We start from the raw sequence: 19,041 nt of genomic DNA, 5'->3' as shown, positions 1-19,041 counted from the left end.
CACAACTTTTCATTTTGGTAAGCACCTAAAAAAATTGCCAAGGTTTTTTGCCTTGGCAATTTTTTTAGGTGCTTACCAAAATGAAAAGTTGTGGGGTTTCTCGCTAGATTTTTTTTAACTTTAAGCTGTAGGGTTGCTGTTTTTTCTCTTAGTCCTAAAGATATCAGGATATTAGTTAGTATATTCCTTTAATTGTTGGGAGTTAAACTTCAAAAATCATTATTTGTTTACCACTACCTTTTTTCTTAATCAGACCAATCTATAGACCATTTTTTTAATGGTAATTTAGTAGTTGGCACATTGTTATGGGCACTTTTTCTTTGAAGATTTGTTGCCTGAGCAACCCAACTTCTAACCATACTTAAACTAGGTAAGCGTTGCACGAGTTGTTTTTGATGGTTAAGCTTCATCATCTGATAGTGGAGTGTTTCAGGAAACCGATTTTTTAATTCAGAAATTGTATGTATTCCCAAAGCTGATAATAGGGAAAAATATTCCCGATCTACTCCTTTAATTTGTGATAAATCAGCAAAATTTACCCACTGAATAATCAGGTCTTTTTCAATAGAAGTAGCTTGCTCCAATTCTTCTATTCCTGCGAGAGAAGAACATTTTTCTAATAGTTCTGCAACATTAGTAATACCTACTTCTATTAATTTTTCAGCATATACAGAGTTCATGCCTTCAATATCTTGAATATTATGTATCATAATTTCTCTTTTGTGTAACATTTGACTATTTTACCTCTTTCCGAGGAGCTATATTCAAGAAGTCAAAAATCAGAAGTGTGTTTGCGGAGCATTCGGACTGAAAGTTAGAAGTTAAAATTAGTGGGAGATTGTTGCTCACCACTAATTTTTAACCGCTAAAATAAAATTTATAGCGGGGTCATGTCACTATATTTCTCAGTCTAAAAATAGAGATTTTATTACCGAAAATGATTGTGCGAAAAACTTCTGACTTGGTGAGTTCCTATTTCTGACTTTCTTAGGTCATGCTGCACAAACGAGCACAGCGATAACGGAATAATCTTATGTATAAATGCAAGATAAAAAGGGTGAGATTACTCTAAAATATCTCCACTTAACAACTTGAATTGATATTACTAATACTAATTCACATAAATAATGTAATTTCAGTTATCAGTTAGCCTCCTGCTGGAAGAACTGCGTTAAAAGTACCTCTAGCTGTTTGCGCAGCATTCCGTAGGAAAGCAAGAAGCTTTAAATATTGAATATTCTCTTTTTTATCTCCTTAAAAAGGGAACCTTGAGGCCAAAATTTTTCGGTCATATCTAATGAGGTGAAATAATCATCTGAAATTATTTTCAATCAAAGTTTAGGTGTTCATGGAATTTTAAAGGATGAATGTCTTGAGTATGTCTTACCTAGTTGTTTGCGTAGTATTTCCGGAGGAAAGTTTTTCTCATAATTAGACAATTGATGGATGACTTCTGTGAAACTGTATAGTTATAGCAGAAGGAAGAAGTAAGAAGGAAAAAGGAAAAATCTTGCGTTGTCTGAGTTTTAAACTTTTGATATGTTCTAACCTTTCCTTCGACTACTATATATTCTACTATTTAGAGTTTAATCATAATCTACCTCAAGCACTTCTGTATATTCAAACTCATTCGGACTACGTTTTACCAAAGGATAAGATTCTCCACTTAACTGAATAGCATCTTCTTCACAATCTAATTTTGGAGAATTATAAGAAAGCACATATTCTCTGCCAATATAATCAGCCATTTCTTCCGCTACTTCACCTCGCCATTGAGTTTTAGTTACCAATACAACTAATTGATTTGCTAATTGAGGAATAATATTAGCAATTTGTCTGCGATAAATTTCATCTAAACTGCCAAAAGGAGAATCCATTACTATGGGAAAAGTGCTACTATCGGGTCCCATTAAAGTATTTTTTTGACTCCAGATTCTTACTTCGTCAATAATACTACCAATAAATGCCAAACTGAGGATTTGATTTTCTCCTGTAGAAGCGGCAACTAAAGCATCTTCTCCACCAGTATTTTCTACTAAAGTTAATTCATAATTTTCATTCAATTTAGGAATATAGGGAGTAAAAGAAATTTCTGAAAATAACTCTTGTACTCGTTTTTCTAAAGAAACTCTAAACTGTTTTTCTAGACGCGCTCGGACTTCTATCAATCTATTGATAGCATCTTGAGTAGCTGCAATTCGCCTTTGGGCTAAAACTTGTTTTAATTCATTCATTTGTTGTTTATCAAGTTGTTTATCTAAGATTTTAATTTCTTTATTTAAAGTTTCTAGCTGTAGAGCATTTGACCCAGTTTCTCGGTTTAAGTTTCCTACCTTAATTTCTATTTCATCTAACCGTTTTTGTAACTGCTGAATATCTTCATCTGGATAACTTCGTAGTTTTTTTTGAACTGACTCTAACTCATTTTCAACCCGTGAAAGTTGATGACGCAATTTTTCGATATTAGCTTGTTGTCGATCGACTTCATCCCAAAACTCTAGTACTTGTTTATCAATTTCATCTATCTGTATACTCATTCTAATTGCGGTTTCTTCTACATCAGCAATTTCGGCTTTTTCCATCCATTTTTCTACTGATTTTCTCCCTAGAGAATCTATAGTTAATTCTGCTCCACAAATACAACGTTGTTTTTCTAATAACTGTTGTACAAACTGTCTTTTGATTCCTATGGGCAACTCACCTTTTTCTTTTAAATTACCAAAAAGTTCTCGGAATTTTTCTATGGCATCTGACAAAAAAACCATATAACCACGAGTTGATATGACTCTTTTTAATCCCTGATGAGCTTGTAATATTTGTTCTTTGATTGATACTATCTGGATGTTTAATTGGTCTTTTTGTTGGGGTAATCCTTCTGCACCTTTAAATTCCACTAAACGACTACTAATTTCTTTCTTAACTTCTCGATGATCTTGTAATTCTTTCTCTATCTCTGTTTGGCGTTTTGATAATTTGTTAATTTCTTGTTCAATTTGATTTTTTTCTTTCAGCAGTTTTTTAGTTTCAGGATTACCAATTAATCTCAAATCAGTTTCTAAGGATTTTTTTGCCTCCCCTAAATGTCTAACAGAACGATTTAATACTTCAATTCCTAATAATTCTTTCGTCGCTTCTGCTATTTCACTTTTCCGGTCGTCTCTAACAATATACTCAATTCTTTCTCCGTCAAAAAAGAAATATCTATGTAAACTTTCTGGCAAAATTCTACCAATAATATCATCAGGATGTTCTGGAGGTGGAGACCAACGTCCGTCATCTCCAGCTATCTGCATATATAATTCACTTTTACCATGTTCAATTTCATTTTTTTCATTGCGATAAGCTCGAGATAAACGTTTGGCTTGATACCATTTATTATCATGTTCAAATACAATTTCTACCCAACAAGCTATGGCTTTACCAAGTTTTGCTTCTGTAATTGCTCGTTTATTTACCAGTTGAGTTTCTATTATAAAAGCGGCGCTAAATTTTTCATAAAGTACCCAAGTAAAGGCGTTCATTATGGTTGTTTTACCTGCACCATTATTGCCATGAATAATTGTTGTATTTTTCTGGCCTGATGCCAGAATTATTTCTGGTGTTTTTCCGTAAAACTGACGAAAGTTACACAGGATAATGGAAATTAATTTCATTGCACCGCTTCTTTAATAATTTTGAGAATATCATCGTTTATCCGGGGTGTTTTTTTATAAAGTCGGTCTTTTTCTAGTTGTAATACTCGCCCAATAATTTGCTTTACTTCTGGGGGTGCGGTAGTAATTGGTTCTTGAATGTTATTCAGTTTTGCTTGAGTTTTAATGTCATACTTTGAATGTTTTTCTGAAAAAATTATTGATATTTTTGTGGTTAGTTTGTCTGAGTATTTTGAAGTCATTTGAATTTCAGGAGGGAGCAGGGAGTAGGGAGTAAAGAGTAGGGAGTAGGGAGTAGTGTTTTTAGGCATGAAAATATCTTTGCTCTTTTCCTATAATCGTTAAAAAACATTGCTGAATCTTATTTATTACTTGATAACTGAAATATTGAAGCAAGATAAAATTATTTCAATATATTAGTATGATATTAATTATATCTAATCTTTTCATATTGCCTATATCCTAAAGATTTTCACATTTTTATTTATAAACCAATCCGGTAATAATACAGTTCAACAAAATTATAGTAAACTATTTGTGAAAAAAACTGTACTACCCCTAAGTTTATGAAGTTGGTATTATTATATTGGGTTACTAGGTGTTAGGTGGTAGATATTATACTAAATCCGGTTTAGACACCAACAAATATTATCGAAAACACTTTTTATTTATATATTATAATTCTTGCATAAGTCAGGGAATAGGGAATAGGGAATAGGGAGATTAAATTGTTGATTTCATCTATTGAATTGATTTAATTAAAACTTTTGCAAGAGGTTTATTATTTGCCTATAATTATTAGATGGTATTATAAATAGAATTTTGATTATGAGCGAATTTATTGTAGGCATTCCATTATATTCTTGTGTAGATTTATAGATATCCGTCATTCAGCTTTTTCAGACTCAGCTTAAATCCCAAATATATGTTGTTAGTAAGGTGCATCCATGAACCATAAAAAATTTTACTTATTGGTAGATACGAATATTCTTTGCTCTTATTTGGTATCAAAATGGATTGAAGCGTTTGGAGATTTGCCAAACTTCCAGGGAGTGATCGTCAAGGAAAAAGTTCAACCCGAAAGTTTACTTAAAGCTAGAAATGCTTTCCACGCTCAGTATTCTGGTCAAAAACATTTGACAGATGAAATTTATCAAGCTTTGACAGATTTATATCCTAACATTGAGCCGACTGAGCAGGCGATGATCGAACGTGATGGTATAGCACCGTACTCGAGTACTGGATATTCTCAAACCATATTTCTTGGAGATAATTTGAATGGAGTCTATGCAAAAGAATGGCTCATAGAAGCATCAAAAGATTCTGCACCTTTAATTTTTGTTTGCGTAACTCAAATCCTCAAACCGTGGTGGATAGAAATGACACAATCCCAACTGTTCAATTGTCATTCTGCCATTTTACCCTATGGTCGTGGAATGTATTCAGTAGAGAATATTGCCATTCTCCAAGATGTCAATAAATTTAGGGAAGTTGTGGGAGTAACCATCCATTACATCGATCAAGGTGTTGACACAGGACTAATTATTAAGTCTCAAAGAATCATTGACCCGTTTCAATTTGACTCTATTTGGGCCTTGAAAGCCTACAGTTATTTATTCGAGTTCGATCTTTATTTGACTACTCCCCGGACTTAAGTCACGGGGATTCTAAGCAGATACTACGCAACAGGATAAATCCGTGTTGCTCCGTTTCTTCTTAGCTGACCAAAGATATACTCTTTGGGGACAAGTCAAAGTGCCCCTACACAGTTGGCTTAAGTTTAACCCTAGCTTTCTGCTTACTTTTGTGATTATATTTGCAGCTCCATTACAGTCTGCATTAATACACCAATTATTACCTGTTCTATACAAACCACGCTGTCTTGATGCAGTCGCTCATGGGGGAAACCCCCAAGACCGCGCTGCATCGCTTTATTCTCTTTCCTGACGGTTTCCAATTATTGGGTTTCTCACCATAATTAGGTAGATTGTCACCATCTAAAAATGAAGCAATACTTGTATAACTTTCCTCAGTTTCTATAAATCTAATCCCATACTCTTCACATAATTGAGCTATTCTTTCCTTGAGTCTAGCTGTCGGAATTGGTACAAATTCTGAATTACTTTTCTTTCCTAATTCTATTTGATTTTTCTGACCTTTATTCCAGCCAAATACAATTGTACCAATATGATTTTTTAAACAATGATTAATCACTATCCTGGCTGCTTTATTAATTCCATCACGGATTTGGCGGTTACGCTTTTCTGTAATGGCAGCTAGTTTATTTGACCAAAATCCAGTCGGTTGATTTTCTTTAATAGTTGATACTTGTTTGTTGTACCAACGATTCATTGATTTAATCTGTTTCCCATCTACAATTAAGCTAGTATTTACATTGGATACACAGGTCAACCAATTATTTAAACCATGGTCAATTCCTAATACATTTTCTTGATTTAATTGAGGTTTAACTATTACTTCTCTTTCATAAACAAATTCCCAATAAAAACATCTGTTTCTCGGTAATATTCTCAGTTCTTTGAGAGTAGAGAATGCTAGATTACTAGGCATTGGAATTAAAAAGCTATCTACTCCAAACCAGCGTTTACAGGTATTCTAAGCGTGGTATTCTAATTTGATTATCTTTAAGTTTTAATGCTTGCTTAGGGTAACTTACTGTAGCCATTCCCCCTTTTTTTCTATAGTTAGGAATCCTTGGTCTGTCTGAGATTTTACCTTCATTATAGGCAATAATAAGACCATAATAAGACCTAAATGATTCAGCTACAGTTCTCAATGTTTGTTGTGCTGCTTGAGAATATAAAACTTTGTAATGATAGTTCCTTTTATAGACCTTTTCCAAGTCAAACTTGCCAATACCAATCCTGGCTTTAAAATATAATTGCCGACCATAGTATATGCCCATGTTAGTTAGTTTGTGAGACTGTTCGCACAAGAATGTTAAAATGGGAATTAATTCAGGATTTTTACCTACTAAAACTTGCTGACAACAGTACATTTGAAACGGGCAGACCGAACAGTTATTGTAGGTAATAATAACACAGGACAACTAAAGTTGTCTAGTCTAAGCGACTCGCTTGTTTTCATCCCCCGGTTAAAACACGGGGGCCTTCAACGTCGCTTTTCGGTAAAAACTGCTCAAGAGATATTAGCTGATAGTCAAACAATTCCGGCTGGAATTTCCCCAAATCCTGAATTGCAAGGACTAAATTATAGGATCAAGGAATTGACACTGGAGAAACAAAGACAAGCAGAAAAAGCTTATTTAATGATGAAAAAGAAAGAGGAGAATAGATTTAGTTAATACTAGAACATTTTGGGTGCATTTCAATTTTGAATAAAGCCAAAAAGGGAACAGGAGTTAGGAGTTAGGAGGGAAGAAAGAAGCAAGAAGCAAGAATTCATTCATTGATAATGGATAATTGATAATTGATAATTACCTCTGGTTAAAACCGAGAGGATTGAATATAAAGAAATATTATTTATTTTTTCCCCTTAAAAGGGGAGGCTTTAAACCAGAATTATTTAATTATTAATAATTAATAATTAATAATTCGGTAAGAAAGAAGAGGAGGAAAAGGAGAAAGTTTTTGATCGCTAATTATCTGGACATGATATTAAATATCTAATAATCCATATCTTTTTTGAATGTTTAATAACTTTCTCCTAGCTTCCCCAGAATTATCTGCTAAATCGGCAAATTCTAAGAACCTTTTCAACTCCTTTCTCAGTAAATTTCTTTCTACTTCCAAGGTACTTCTACCCATATCTGGAGGTAAAACAATCATATCAAATAAAGTTGCCCTTTCCTTACTTGGATGAGGTCGTAAAATTCTGCCTCTTCTCTGAATAAACTGTCGAGGATTTTGACTACTTGCTAAAATAACTGCATTTTTAATTGCTGGTATATCTACCCCTTCATCTAAACATCTAATTGCTACTAAACCTTGCAATTCTCCATTTTCAAATTGTTGCCTTAATTTTTCTCTTTTTTTAATTGAAGTTTCAGTAGTATAAGTATTAACTCGATAACCTAATTCATAACCTAATATTCTTACCACTGCTTCCATTTGTCTTAAATTTGAAATATCTTCAGTTTCTACGGAACTATCCCCACAATAAAATAAAGTATGACTGGTTTGTAAACGATTAGCCATTAATGCTTTTAATGCTGTTAATTTATTTGTGGCTGAAGCAACTAAACGGGAACGCTGAATTAATAAAGCAGTTAAGTCTTCTTTTTCTATCTCTACATTTTCTTTTTCTGATAATAATAATACCCAACCAATCTTCGAGGTTAATTTTGCATAAGCGCGACTTTCTGCTTCAGTCAATTCTACTAAAATTGGATAATAAAGATAACGAGCTAAAGCACCTTGTCTAATCGCATCAGCCAAAGTTAATTCAGGCTGTAATACTTCACCAAAATAATCTAAAATCGCTGTAGTTCCTTGGTCATCAAAATATCTTTCTGGTGTAGCAGATAAAGCAAGTCTTAAACCAATATTTTTTGGTAAACTCTTCTCTAACTTGGGCGAACCTAAATGATGTGCTTCATCCCCAATAATCAGAGTTTTTTCAGGAAAATATTTAATTTGAGATTGGAGACTATCTGAAATAAAAGTAGAGTTTGTAGTAATAACAGTAATAAATTCTTCATAGCCAGAATGAATATTATAAAGTGTAGTAGAAAGTTGATTTTGCCAAGTATGTACATTCTCAAAAGCGAGAATTGGTTGGAGAGAAAATTTTTCACATTCTCTTCCCCATTGAGTTACTAAATGACGATAAGGACAAATAACAATTAATGCTTGTAAAGCAATTTTTTGATAAAGTTGAGTAGCGATCGCTAAGGCAGTTATTGTTTTTCCACTACCTGTTGCCATCTTCAAAATTCCCCTACCTCTATTTGTAAACCAATTATTAATAGCTTGTTCTTGATAGGGTCGTAATTTAAGATGAGATGGCATTATTGGGTAGCTAAAGTCTATTATTAATTTATTCACTTTTTTTGATTTTTTAGATACACCAATTTCTTACTAATAAATCTATTTTATAGCAATTCCCAAAAAGAGTGAGCTACAAAATTTGTTGGTTCTAGGGAATAGGGAACAGGGAATAGAAAACAAATAAAGATAAGTGTACCTAATTAGGTTGAGAAACCCTATATCAAAATTACCACTTAGCTATAGCTATCCTCAATAGAACATGAACACTTACAGCAGTTTTGTAGTTGATGAGGTACAAAATTTTAGGACTTTAGGGAGTAGGGAGTAGGGAGTAGGGAGTAGGGAGTAGGGAAAAAAAGATTAGCCTTAAAAGCGTACCTCACTATTCTAAAAAGTGCTGTAACCATACATAATTATTAGACATAAACGTGAAAAAGATATAGATTTTTGGCTGAAGTAGACAAGAGATACTCATGCAAGATATTTTGATTGAAGAAGGAGTCAGGAGGGAAAATTGCATCAGGATTATAACCCCAAACAATTTTGAACACTGTTTAGACGGTGGGGTATTAAACCGATAATTAAAATGAGAAAAATATATGAAAATAAAATTATTATTGATTTTATGAATATGTCTATATTATTATGCTAATGTCAGAATTCAGTTAGCTATTGATTTTGGATGGGGTAATTTCAGTTATCAGTTATCAGTTATCAGGTAAAAGCAATTTAAAAATTCAGATAGAATAAAAAGTCACTACTAGATTACATTCCCTTAACAGTGAGAAGTAATCATAACTATGTTGCCAAAAAACTTAGTAAAAACTATCTTTAACTATGATGAATCAGAAAAATTTTTCTCTGCCTCAATACCTCCAACTTGCTCAATATTATCCAGAAGCATTTGCTGCGGGAACCTGTGCTGTACTGATTTTTTTGAGTTGGTTTTGTTTACAAATTAATTGGGTTGCTTTAGCACTATTAATTCTAGCAACAGCTTATGTAATTGGTGGTTATGAAAGTGCTAAAGAAGGTATAACAACTCTCTGGTCAGAAAAAGAATTAGATGTTGATTTATTGATGATTGTTGCTGCTTTGGGAGCTGCTTTTTTAGGTTTATGGCAACAAGAGTATCACTTAATAATTGATGGAGCAGTGCTAATTTTAATTTTTGCTATTAGTGGCGCTCTGGAAACTTTTGCTATGGAGCGAACTGAACGTAACATTCATAAATTAATGGCTATTACTCCTGATACTGCCAGATTAATAGTCGATAATCAAGAAACAGAAATTCCGGTTAATCAATTAAAAATGGGAGATGTTGTCTTAGTTAAACCTGGAGAACTTATCCCGACTGATAGTATTATTATTGAAGGCATTAGTACCATTAATCAAGCTCCAATTACAGGAGAATCTATACCAGTTGATAAGACTGTAGGAGATGAAGTTTTTGCAGGTACATTAAATGGTAATGGCGTTTTAAGACTACAAGTAAATAAATCTCCAGAAAGTAGTTTAATTCAGCGTGTAATTCGTTTAGTTGAACAAGCAAAAACTGAAACTCCACCCTCTCAGAGATTTGTGGAAAAATTTGAGAAAATTTACGCCAAAGTTATAGTTATTTCAGGTATATTACTCGGAATTTTACCGCCATTTTTATTAAACTGGAGTTGGGAAACGACAATTTATCGAGCTTTAATATTTTTAGTTGTTGCTTCTCCTTGTGCTTTAATGGCATCAATTATGCCAACTTTATTATCTGGCATTGCTAATGGAGCTAGACAGGGAATTTTATTTAAAAATGGTGCTCAACTAGAAATGATGGGAGAAGTTCAAGGAATTGCCTTCGACAAAACAGGAACTCTGACTACTGGTAAACTACAAGTTGTTGATATTATCCCTAGAAAAGGTAAGTCAGAAAATGAAGTTTTACAGTTAGCTGCTGCCCTAGAATCTTGTTCTGAACATCCTATTGGAAAAGCTATTACTCAAACAGCAATTACAAAAAATATTCAGTGGCAAGTAGCAACTAATGTCAAAGCAAAAACTGGGGAAGGAATTACTGGTATTGTTGATAGTCAAATTATTATGGTTGGCAAAGAAAATTTAATTAAGTCAGAAGTAAATAATTTTAGTTCCTACTTTTTAGAGGAAAGTAACCGCCTCCAAAAACAGGGAAAAACAGTTATTTTTGTTGCACAATCACAAGAAATTATTGGCTTAATATCTGTTGCTGATACCGTCCGTTTAGAAGCTAGTAAAATGATAAATCAACTCAAGTCTATGAATATCAAATCTATAGCTATGCTGACAGGAGATAATCAACAAACTGCTGATAGTGTTGCTCAAAATCTTGGTATAAATCAAGTCTATTATGAATTATTACCAGAAGAGAAATTAACAGTAATTAAGCGCTTGCAACAACAAAATAGAAATGTAGCAATGGTAGGAGATGGTATTAATGATGCTCCCGCTTTATCCCTAGCTACAGTTGGTATTGCTATGGGTAATGCAGGTAGTGATGTTGCTTTAGAATCGGCAGATATTGTATTAATGGCAGACAATTTAGAAAAATTAGTAGAAGCTATAAATTTAGGTCGTCGCGCTAATCGTATTATTAAGCAAAATATTACTTTTGCTATTGGGTTTATTTTCCTATTATTAGTCGCTAACTTTACTGGAAATATCAATATGCCTCTTGGAGTACTCGGTCATGAAGGGTCTACAGTTTTAGTAACATTAAGTGGTTTACGTTTACTCAAATAATAATCATAATATAGCAATCAGACTAAACCTGATTTCGTATAATTACTAGAAAAAAACTGGGTATTTTTAGCAAACATTTATCAATTTGTCTGACACGCTCTTTGATTTTATTTTGAATACTGTCAATATATTTTTTGAAGTTGCTAAAGCAGAAATAAAAAGTGACTAAAACCGGACTATTTGTGGGATTAATAACCTTAGATTTACTTTATCTCACAACAACTTATCCCGAAAAAAATCAAAAAATTGTTGCTGCCGATTATACTATTACAGCAGGGGGACCTGCCACAAATGCAGCGGTAACATTTAGCTACTTTGATAATCAAACAACTCTTCTCTGTGGGCTAGGAAATCATCCGATAACTCACCTAATTAGAGCAGATTTAGAAAAGCAGAATGTCACGATACAAGACTTAGATAAAAATCGTTCCGAACCACCACCAGTTTCATCAATTATTACTACTCAAAAGACAGGCGATCGCGCTGTAATTTCTATCAATGCTACTAAGTCTCAAATCTCAAAAGAATTGATTGACCCAGATATTATTAATAATATTGATATTCTTTTAATCGACGGTCATCAAATGGCAGCGAGTTTAGAAGTTGCTCGAATTGCTCAGTCAAAAAATATTCCTATTGTTATAGATGGTGGTAGTTGGAAACCAGGATTTGAGGAAATTTTACCTTTTGTTGATTATGCTATTTGTTCTGCTAATTTTTATCCTCCTAACTGTGAGAGTCAAGAGGAAGTTTTTACCTATTTAGCAAATCAAAATATTCCACATATTGCCATTACTCAAGGAGAAAAACCTATCAAATATTTGAGTCAAGGTAAGTTTGGTAATGTGGAAGTTCCAAAAATTAATGCTGTTGATACTTTAGGTGCTGGTGATATTTTTCATGGAGCTTTTTGTCACTATATTTTTGATGGGGAATTTACAGAAGCTTTGGCAAATGCTGCTAATATTGCTGCTCATTCTTGTAAATATTTCGGTACTCGGCAGTGGATAATTAGTTAACAGTTTATTTAGTTATCAGTTAACAGTTATTAGTTGTCAGCTATAGCGAATTTCATCAGATTTAATTAAAATGGGAGAGCTTAATATTACAAATTTGGAAACTCATACCATTTTAATTAAATTATGACATAAACCTATGGAGCTTTCCTATACAACAAATATATCGAGTGTTTTAGAGTTCAAAAAAAGATATTGGTCAGAAAAATATTAGTATCCTTTATGGTGAAGATTATGAGCTTGTAGATTTGTATCTCATCTCTTGCAATATTGAAAATACTGGTAGAAAAGTAATTAAAAATGAAGAAATTACTTTTGATTTTATTCATACAAATGTTGGAATTTTAGAACAATTTTCTGATCCACCATTGAATGATAACTCAATGGGTATGGATGAAATTAAGATAGAGGATATTAAGCAAAGTGAAGTAAAAAAAAAGGTATTTTTTCAGAGAAATTTTACCGAAAAGTAAAGTAGAATTTCGATTTTTGTCGGGAAGACGAACTCAGGAAGATAAAGTACCAAAATTATTTGTTTCAAATAAAGATAGTAAAAAAGTTGACCTTACTCCAAAAGAATATAAAGGAGAGAGAGATGAAATTTCTAGAATAATGAATTTTGTCAGCTTCTTGATATTATTTTTTGCTCTTCCACAAATCTTGGAATTGATTCCTTTTTCTGGTGACATTCTAGCTTTTTTAGCAAAATTAGTTATATTTGTAATTATTATTCGAGATATAGGTACTTTTTGTGACATACTCCGACACTAAGCTGAAGCTAAAGTGTGAGCTTCTCGTTTCGCAGTCCCGGTACCCCGTCGGACTCCACGAGCTTTAAAGACGGAATGCCCTGCGGCCATATAAGGGGAGTGTGGGAAGGTAGGGAGACGGAGAGATGGGGAGATGAAGAGATGGGGAAATATTTGGTAATGGTTGAAGATGGAACATTTTTTTATACCGAATTAAACGGATTTGATATGATTTTTTAATAGCACTTTATATTTTTGAAATTTGTATATAGTGTTTCTCGAATTAGTAAGATACAGTTGTTTTTCTTCTTTTCTATCCTCTGTTTCCCAAATTACTACTCCCTACTCCCTACTCCCTAATCCCTACTCCCTAAAACAAACCAATTTTGTACCTCAAAATATGGGAATTGCTATATTACAGCAGTTTTCTAGTTGATGAGTTACAAAGTTTTATTGCTCTAGGCAACAGGCAACAGCCAAAAGTTAGTATTCGATCGCTATTAAGTGGAGTATCCATAGCAATAACTGGTATACCCGAATTAATAGCTTTTTCGACGGCAGGAACTAATCGAATTGAATCAGATGAACCGATAATAATTCCATCTATTTCTTCCGTTTCAATTAAATTTGCTACTAGAATAATTTGGTCTTCAACAAATTCTGTTGTTTGAGGTTTTTTTGGTCTTCAACAAATTCTGTTGTTTGAGGTTTTTCGGAATTAATTATACTTATATCTACATTGAAATTTTGTGCTGCCTTTTCAGCGCTTTCTTTAACGTCTTTCCAATAAGGTTCTTGTGGAGTTGTTTTGAGGATGTAGGCTATTTTCCAAGGTTGGGTAGCTTTAATTTCTGTTTGAAAAATTTCGTCACAAAGGTAAGTAAGAAGTAAGAAAGAAGAAGGAAGAGTAAGTAGAGCAGGCTAAAAAAAAGATGTTGCATTTTTAATCAAAAAACCCCTAAAAGCAATGAAGATCAACTTTTGAGTTAATTTACAATTTGATACATAGCGCCCAAAATTTACCATGTTCTACTGAAAAAAAAGGAAAATAATAATAGATATAGATCACAAATAGGATTGGAGAGATTCCTTCTAGGTATTAATTTCTAAGTTATTTTTTGTGGAATTATATTGAATAATTGCTATTACTAACACCAACTGTGAAAAAAGAATGTCACGAATAATAAGGGCGGTTAAAAGACTTTACCGAATAATTAAGGTTTAAAACAACTCCAGTTAAAAGGAGATGTTCCTTTAAATAAAAAGATAAATTGATAAATTCCGGCCTATTTCATATTAGATAAAAAAACAGCCTACTTATAGAGTGAAGCTGCCTTAGAAATGTACTTTTTACTTTTATGTTTTATGCTAGATTAGAATTTACGGCTCCTGCAACTATAGGTTCTGGCTGTAATAATCCTGTTAACATTTCCTCTGGTCGCTTACTATGAGGCCAAGCAAAAGCATGACGAAATGCTGCATTTTGACAAGCTTGTAGTTGTCGAAAATCAATCACATCTAAGGTTAGTAAATTCTCATATTCAAACGGCAAACGTACATTATGTAAACCAGCATTATCTGTACAAATAGCAATATCTACTCCTGCATCAAAACATTGGTCAAATACTGTCTTTAACTGACTCATATTATCCATAGTACCTGTTTTGAAATAAGTAGTTGGACAAACTTCTAAACATTGCCCTTTGTTAGCTACTTCTTTTAATAGTTCTGGATGTTTTAAAGGAATTTGAATTCCATGACCAATTCGCATTAAATAAGGTAGTAATTCTGGATGACAACCGTTGGGAGTTTCATAAATATGTCCAGTAGTTTTTACCCCCTGGGAGCGCGCATATTTATATAGTTTAATAAACTCATCTATACGTTCGCCATAATGATTATCTCCACCAGCTAAATCTATAGCACATACATATTCTGGCATTTGCACTGCTAAATCTACAATTGCTTGATTAACTTCAGAGGGTAACCTACTGTGCATACATAAAATTTGGCTAGTAACAATCGGGTATTCATTTTGTTGACTTGCCTTACCCACAGTTGTAACTATTTCTGACATTAAATCTATACGTTCAGACTGAGATAAATGGTCTGGAGTTCTCAAGTAAGGTGTATAACGTAACTCTAAATAAGCTAAATTTTCAAATGTATAAGCACCTCGAATTAAGCGATAAATAAAGTAAGGCAATGTCTCAATAGTTTGAACGTGTTCTACTAACGTATGTAGTTCTAAATATTCATCTAATGTGTTCCTTGGTTTGGTATAAAATTCTTCAAATTGTTGATATTCGGGAAAACGGTTTGCTAGCTCCTCATTTTGGCGTTGGAAATATCGCCATAAAACTCTAGGAACTACGGAACCTCCTAAATGTCTATGTAATTCTGCGTGTAAAGCCATAAAAATCTAATTCATCCTTGTAAGTATAAGTATTAATAAGTAATCCTAGTTTCAGTAATATATAGCTGTCCTAAATAAGTTTTGCACAAATGAAATGTTAGTTATCTAAATACTGAGGGTTATACCATCAGAGTAGCTCAAGCTATCGCACCCCATGGTGCCACACCCGCTACTTCTGTACAGGTAGAACGGCCATTAGCTTGCCAATAACTATCGTTAACGCCCCTACTAAAAATTACGAATTTTGTACCTCACGCTTCTTGGGAGTTGCTATAATTCCATATTTTATCTAAGACAACAATAGTATTTTCTAGGATTAAAAAATCAGTAGTCACCTAGTTAGGATTAAAGAATCGAAACAGTATTTCAACACAAAATCAAATAGTCTGATTTTTGCCTCTTTACCAATTGATAATTAGAGCTTGCTGGTTAAGCATAAAAGCATTTGAGAGATAGTGTTAAAGGTAAAAACCTTTTTTCACAGAAATTAAAGTGCTAGCTCTTAGGAGTGAAAAGCTAATATTTTGAGCAGACCTAAGCTGAAAAATCTCAGACAATTCTTCTTCCTAACCTCGTTTATAATCCCCATTTATCCTGTACGTCGCTAATCCGACGACTCCCCTACCTGACTCCTGCTATTTGAACCCTAAATGACAGCAAGAATTTGAGGCATACGACCTTAGCTTATTGTAACAAAAATTAACAAAAATAAATTGACATAATTTTTAGTTGATGCAATAATAAAAAATTGTGTTAACTATCCGTAGAGGAGACCCTTGGCTAACGTAATAGTGATAGGTGCCCAGTGGGGCGATGAAGGAAAAGGAAAAATTACTGATTTGTTGAGCAAGTCAGCAGATGTGGTAGTGCGTTACCAGGGGGGAGTAAATGCTGGCCATACTGTTGTTGTTGATGGTCAAACATTTAAACTACACTTAATTCCTTCGGGTATTCTTTATCCTGATACTGAGTGTATAATTGGTTCTGGAACAGTGATCGATCCCAAGGTTCTGATTGAAGAATTAGACCAGGTTGAAGCTTTAGGAATTTCCACATCAAATTTGATGATTTCTCAAGCTGCTCATGTGACAATGCCTTACCATAGACTAATAGACCGGGCATCGGAGGAACGTAGAGGCAGTCAAAAAATAGGAACTACAGGAAGAGGTATTGGTCCAACTTATGCTGATAAGTCTGAGCGTACTGGGATTCGGATGATTGATTTGATGAGTCCAGATAGATTAAAAGAACAGATAAATTGGACAGTTAACTATAAGAATGTAATTTTAGAAAAGCTTTATAATCTATCTCCTTTAGACCCAGATGAGGTAGTAAAAGAATATCTAGAGTATGCAGAGCGTCTCAGACCTAATGTTATAGACGCGTCTTTAAAAATCTACAATGCAATTCAACACAGACGCAATATTTTATTTGAAGGGGCACAAGGTACTCTCTTGGATTTAGACCATGGTACTTATCCTTATGTTACTTCCTCAAATCCAGTGGCAGGAGGTGCTTGTGTGGGTACGGGAGTAGGGCCAACAATGATTGACCGAGTAATTGGGGTGGCGAAGGCCTATACTACTAGGGTGGGAGAAGGACCATTTCCCACGGAAGCTAAAGATGATATAGGGACATTGCTACGCGATCGCGGTGCAGAATTTGGGACAACAACTGGTCGTGAACGTCGGTGTGGATGGTTTGATGGGGTAATTGGACGTTATGCAGTCCGAATTAATGGTATGGATTGTATGGCAATTACTAAATTGGATGTATTGGATGAGTTGCCAGAGATTAAAGTATGTGTAGCTTATGACATGGAGGGTGAGCGTTGTGAAGATTTTCCCAGTAGTTCTTTGCAGCTAGCTAAATGTGAACCTATTTATGAAACTTTACCTGGTTGGCAAAAGCCAACTATAGATTGTAGAAGTCTTGAAGATTTACCCAAGCAAGCTTTGGATTATTTACGGTTTTTGGCAGAGCTAATGAATGTACCTATTGCCATTGTGTCTTTAGGAGCTAGTCGTGATCAGACTATTGTAGTTGAAGACCCAATTCACGGGCCAAAGCGAGCACTCCTAGGTTCCCATGGTACTACGATTATTTCTTAATCGATCAAATTTGATTTTGATGTGATTTGGCTATAAATGATAAATGATAATTGTTTTTAATGTGGATGGGTATAAAGAAATCTCAAACTAATAATTTAGAGTTTAAGGAAGGAGAAAAAAATTGTTTAACTCCCATTTTTTCTCAAAAATTATTTTTTATTTGACTTTACTGACCTACTCAAATAATAAACTGCTGGCAAAAGTAAAAGTTAAATATTAATTTATTCCGTTTTTTTGGGGTTGCATAGTTGCGGGATGATGATTAAATTTGCTGAAACTCAAACTTTTGATCAATAATGGCAAATTTTTGGGCAAATATCAAAATCATCCCTTAGTGATGCAATGCCGTTTTTTTAATACCTCTTCTATTTCTGTTATTCCTCTGGATACTAACTTCTGCCAAAAGCATAATTATCTTTTCTGTGGCGGGTTTAATACCCCACTGTCTAAACTGTGCTTAAAATGGCTTGGGGTTTGAATCAATAAGCAATTTTCCCTTCTGCCTTCTGCCTTCTTCAAAGATATTTTATCGCAGTTGAAGCAAAGGTTAGGACAGCTAAAGAATCTAAAACTTAGACCAGGTAAGATTTTTACTTCTGCCTTCTACAATAAAAGATTTGGTAATCCTGTCGCCGTAATGGTACCTTGAGGCAAGCAAAACTTAGAACGGGAGCAAGATCCTCCTACTGGTTATACCATTACAATGCACCACTACCGAAGTTTGGTAAAAAATCCAGAAATATATAAAAAATTGAAAATCTGATTCCTCGATCCTAAGAGATTTTTTATTATGATAAGCTGTAAAACTAGAATGTCTAAAAGTTCTTTTACAGCGCTTTTCGTTATTGCCGTTTATTTCTTCTTCCTTGCCTCAAAAATGTAATTATAGTAGTTTAACTTAAAAATGAGACGTTTTTTCGTCTGAAACTCCCTAATAGCAAGAAATCTTTGTTTCAATCTAAAGTTAAATGACTATAAATGTAATTATCTGTTCAGGTTTTAGATTATCAGTCCGATTGAATACTGATAAATAAGGGAGTAGGGAAAATAGATAAATTTGTTGTTGAAGTGAGAAGAATGTTTTTTCCAAATAGCTATTAGACATCTGGTGAAAATAAACTTACCCTTTATTTAATATCAGCTAGAGTTGTAAAAGTCAGTTCCCTAAATCATTTTTCGTACCTTTTTCCTACAAATCTATTCCCTGTTGCTTTCCGGAGCTGTTGCCTGTTGCCTGCTATGTGCAAAAAGTCTATATCTTTTTCACGCCTATGTCTATTAAACAAACATTATATTAATTGTCAATGTCATGTATCCAAAACTTTGGTATAATTAGTAAGCAAACTAAGCGAAAAAAGTC

General features: G+C 33.6%; 15 protein-coding genes. 7 read left to right on the top strand and 8 right to left on the bottom strand.

The annotated features are described in order from the left end of the window. Positions 1 to 245: 245 nt before the first annotated feature. The 3 genes from D5R40_RS06020 to D5R40_RS06010 all read right to left on the bottom strand — a co-directional run bounded on the left by D5R40_RS06020 (position 246) and on the right by D5R40_RS06010 (position 3,895). A complete protein-coding gene (locus D5R40_RS06020) occupies positions 246 to 710 on the bottom strand; it encodes a DUF4332 domain-containing protein (protein ID WP_161564565.1) in 465 nt (154 codons plus the stop codon). An 876-nt stretch (positions 711 to 1,586) separates the two neighbouring features. Next, the gene (locus D5R40_RS06015; RefSeq protein ID WP_124145372.1) at positions 1,587 to 3,653 is read right to left on the bottom strand and encodes an AAA family ATPase; all 2,067 of its coding nucleotides are present in this window, start codon (positions 3,651 to 3,653) and stop codon (positions 1,587 to 1,589) included. Continuing rightward, entirely contained in the window at positions 3,650 to 3,895 is a 246-nt protein-coding gene (locus D5R40_RS06010) for a hypothetical protein (protein ID WP_124145373.1), read from the bottom strand. The genes D5R40_RS06015 and D5R40_RS06010 overlap by 4 nt, the downstream gene beginning before the upstream one ends. Positions 3,896 to 4,600: 705 nt before the next feature. Between D5R40_RS06010 and D5R40_RS06005 the strand changes: the two genes are divergently transcribed. Beyond that, positions 4,601 to 5,308: a formyltransferase family protein gene (locus tag D5R40_RS06005; protein ID WP_124145374.1), complete on the top strand. Its 708-nt coding sequence runs from the start codon at positions 4,601 to 4,603 to the stop codon at positions 5,306 to 5,308. 208 nt (positions 5,309 to 5,516) lie between these two features. On the opposite strand, the gene D5R40_RS39185 is transcribed toward D5R40_RS06005, so the two are convergent. Both D5R40_RS39185 and D5R40_RS39180 read right to left on the bottom strand, forming a co-directional pair. Continuing rightward, a complete protein-coding gene (locus tag D5R40_RS39185) occupies positions 5,517 to 6,224 on the bottom strand; it encodes an RNA-guided endonuclease InsQ/TnpB family protein (RefSeq protein WP_205127342.1) in 708 nt (235 codons plus the stop codon). Between the two features lie 34 nt (positions 6,225 to 6,258). Beyond that, complete coding sequence (locus D5R40_RS39180; RefSeq protein WP_240041549.1) at positions 6,259 to 6,672, bottom strand: hypothetical protein; 414 nt, start codon at positions 6,670 to 6,672, stop codon at positions 6,259 to 6,261. Here D5R40_RS39180 and D5R40_RS34700 point away from each other — a divergent pair. Then, positions 6,655 to 6,978: a hypothetical protein gene (locus D5R40_RS34700; RefSeq protein ID WP_124145376.1), complete on the top strand. Its 324-nt coding sequence runs from the start codon at positions 6,655 to 6,657 to the stop codon at positions 6,976 to 6,978. The genes D5R40_RS39180 and D5R40_RS34700 overlap by 18 nt on opposite strands. A 313-nt stretch (positions 6,979 to 7,291) precedes the next feature. Here the strand turns inward: D5R40_RS34700 and D5R40_RS05990 are convergent, their stop codons facing one another. Continuing rightward, a complete protein-coding gene (locus tag D5R40_RS05990) occupies positions 7,292 to 8,644 on the bottom strand; it encodes a DNA phosphorothioation system restriction enzyme (RefSeq protein ID WP_124145409.1) in 1,353 nt (450 codons plus the stop codon). A gap of 816 nt (positions 8,645 to 9,460) precedes the next feature. On the opposite strand from D5R40_RS05990, the gene D5R40_RS05985 reads away from it, so the two are divergent. The 3 genes from D5R40_RS05985 to D5R40_RS05975 all read left to right on the top strand — a co-directional run bounded on the left by D5R40_RS05985 (position 9,461) and on the right by D5R40_RS05975 (position 12,878). Next, positions 9,461 to 11,389, top strand: coding sequence for a heavy metal translocating P-type ATPase (locus D5R40_RS05985; RefSeq protein WP_124145377.1), 1,929 nt, complete (start codon positions 9,461 to 9,463; stop codon positions 11,387 to 11,389). 161 nt (positions 11,390 to 11,550) lie between these two features. Further along, on the top strand, positions 11,551 to 12,408 hold the full coding sequence (locus D5R40_RS05980) for a sugar kinase (RefSeq protein ID WP_124145378.1): 858 nt from the start codon (positions 11,551 to 11,553) through the stop codon (positions 12,406 to 12,408). A gap of 245 nt (positions 12,409 to 12,653) precedes the next feature. Beyond that, positions 12,654 to 12,878 (top strand): hypothetical protein, encoded by a 225-nt coding sequence (locus D5R40_RS05975; protein ID WP_124145379.1) that lies wholly within the window; start codon positions 12,654 to 12,656, stop codon positions 12,876 to 12,878. A 33-nt stretch (positions 12,879 to 12,911) separates the two neighbouring features. On the opposite strand, the gene D5R40_RS05970 is transcribed toward D5R40_RS05975, so the two are convergent. Next, positions 12,912 to 13,163: a hypothetical protein gene (locus D5R40_RS05970; RefSeq protein ID WP_124145380.1), complete on the bottom strand. Its 252-nt coding sequence runs from the start codon at positions 13,161 to 13,163 to the stop codon at positions 12,912 to 12,914. Positions 13,164 to 13,561: 398 nt separating this feature from the next. On the opposite strand from D5R40_RS05970, the gene D5R40_RS34695 reads away from it, so the two are divergent. Beyond that, complete coding sequence (locus tag D5R40_RS34695) at positions 13,562 to 13,825, top strand: hypothetical protein (RefSeq protein WP_161564566.1); 264 nt, start codon at positions 13,562 to 13,564, stop codon at positions 13,823 to 13,825. Between the two features lie 692 nt (positions 13,826 to 14,517). On the opposite strand, the gene D5R40_RS05960 is transcribed toward D5R40_RS34695, so the two are convergent. Next, positions 14,518 to 15,570 (bottom strand): amidohydrolase family protein, encoded by a 1,053-nt coding sequence (locus tag D5R40_RS05960; RefSeq protein ID WP_124145381.1) that lies wholly within the window; start codon positions 15,568 to 15,570, stop codon positions 14,518 to 14,520. A 776-nt stretch (positions 15,571 to 16,346) separates the two neighbouring features. On the opposite strand from D5R40_RS05960, the gene D5R40_RS05955 reads away from it, so the two are divergent. Further along, entirely contained in the window at positions 16,347 to 17,681 is a 1,335-nt protein-coding gene (locus tag D5R40_RS05955) for an adenylosuccinate synthase (RefSeq protein WP_124145382.1), read from the top strand. Positions 17,682 to 19,041 lie beyond the last annotated feature (1,360 nt).

Source organism: Okeania hirsuta, from assembly GCF_003838195.1.
Lineage (GTDB): Bacteria > Cyanobacteriota > Cyanobacteriia > Cyanobacteriales > Microcoleaceae > Okeania > Okeania hirsuta.
The sequence above is the reverse complement of the archived record's forward strand: the minus strand, read 5'-3'. Positions and strand labels throughout refer to the sequence as shown.

Coding starts and splice junctions, on each gene's coding strand:
- D5R40_RS06020 (WP_161564565.1), bottom strand. CDS start 710: ATGATACATAATATTCAAGATATTGAAGGCATGAACTCTGTATATGCT.
- D5R40_RS06015 (WP_124145372.1), bottom strand. CDS start 3,653: ATGAAATTAATTTCCATTATCCTGTGTAACTTTCGTCAGTTTTACGGA.
- D5R40_RS06010 (WP_124145373.1), bottom strand. CDS start 3,895: ATGACTTCAAAATACTCAGACAAACTAACCACAAAAATATCAATAATT.
- D5R40_RS06005 (WP_124145374.1), top strand. CDS start 4,601: ATGAACCATAAAAAATTTTACTTATTGGTAGATACGAATATTCTTTGC.
- D5R40_RS39185 (WP_205127342.1), bottom strand. CDS start 6,224: ATGCCTAGTAATCTAGCATTCTCTACTCTCAAAGAACTGAGAATATTA.
- D5R40_RS39180 (WP_240041549.1), bottom strand. CDS start 6,672: ATGTACTGTTGTCAGCAAGTTTTAGTAGGTAAAAATCCTGAATTAATT.
- D5R40_RS05990 (WP_124145409.1), bottom strand. CDS start 8,644: ATGCCATCTCATCTTAAATTACGACCCTATCAAGAACAAGCTATTAAT.
- D5R40_RS05985 (WP_124145377.1), top strand. CDS start 9,461: ATGATGAATCAGAAAAATTTTTCTCTGCCTCAATACCTCCAACTTGCT.
- D5R40_RS05970 (WP_124145380.1), bottom strand. CDS start 13,163: ATGTCACAAAAAGTACCTATATCTCGAATAATAATTACAAATATAACT.
- D5R40_RS05960 (WP_124145381.1), bottom strand. CDS start 15,570: ATGGCTTTACACGCAGAATTACATAGACATTTAGGAGGTTCCGTAGTT.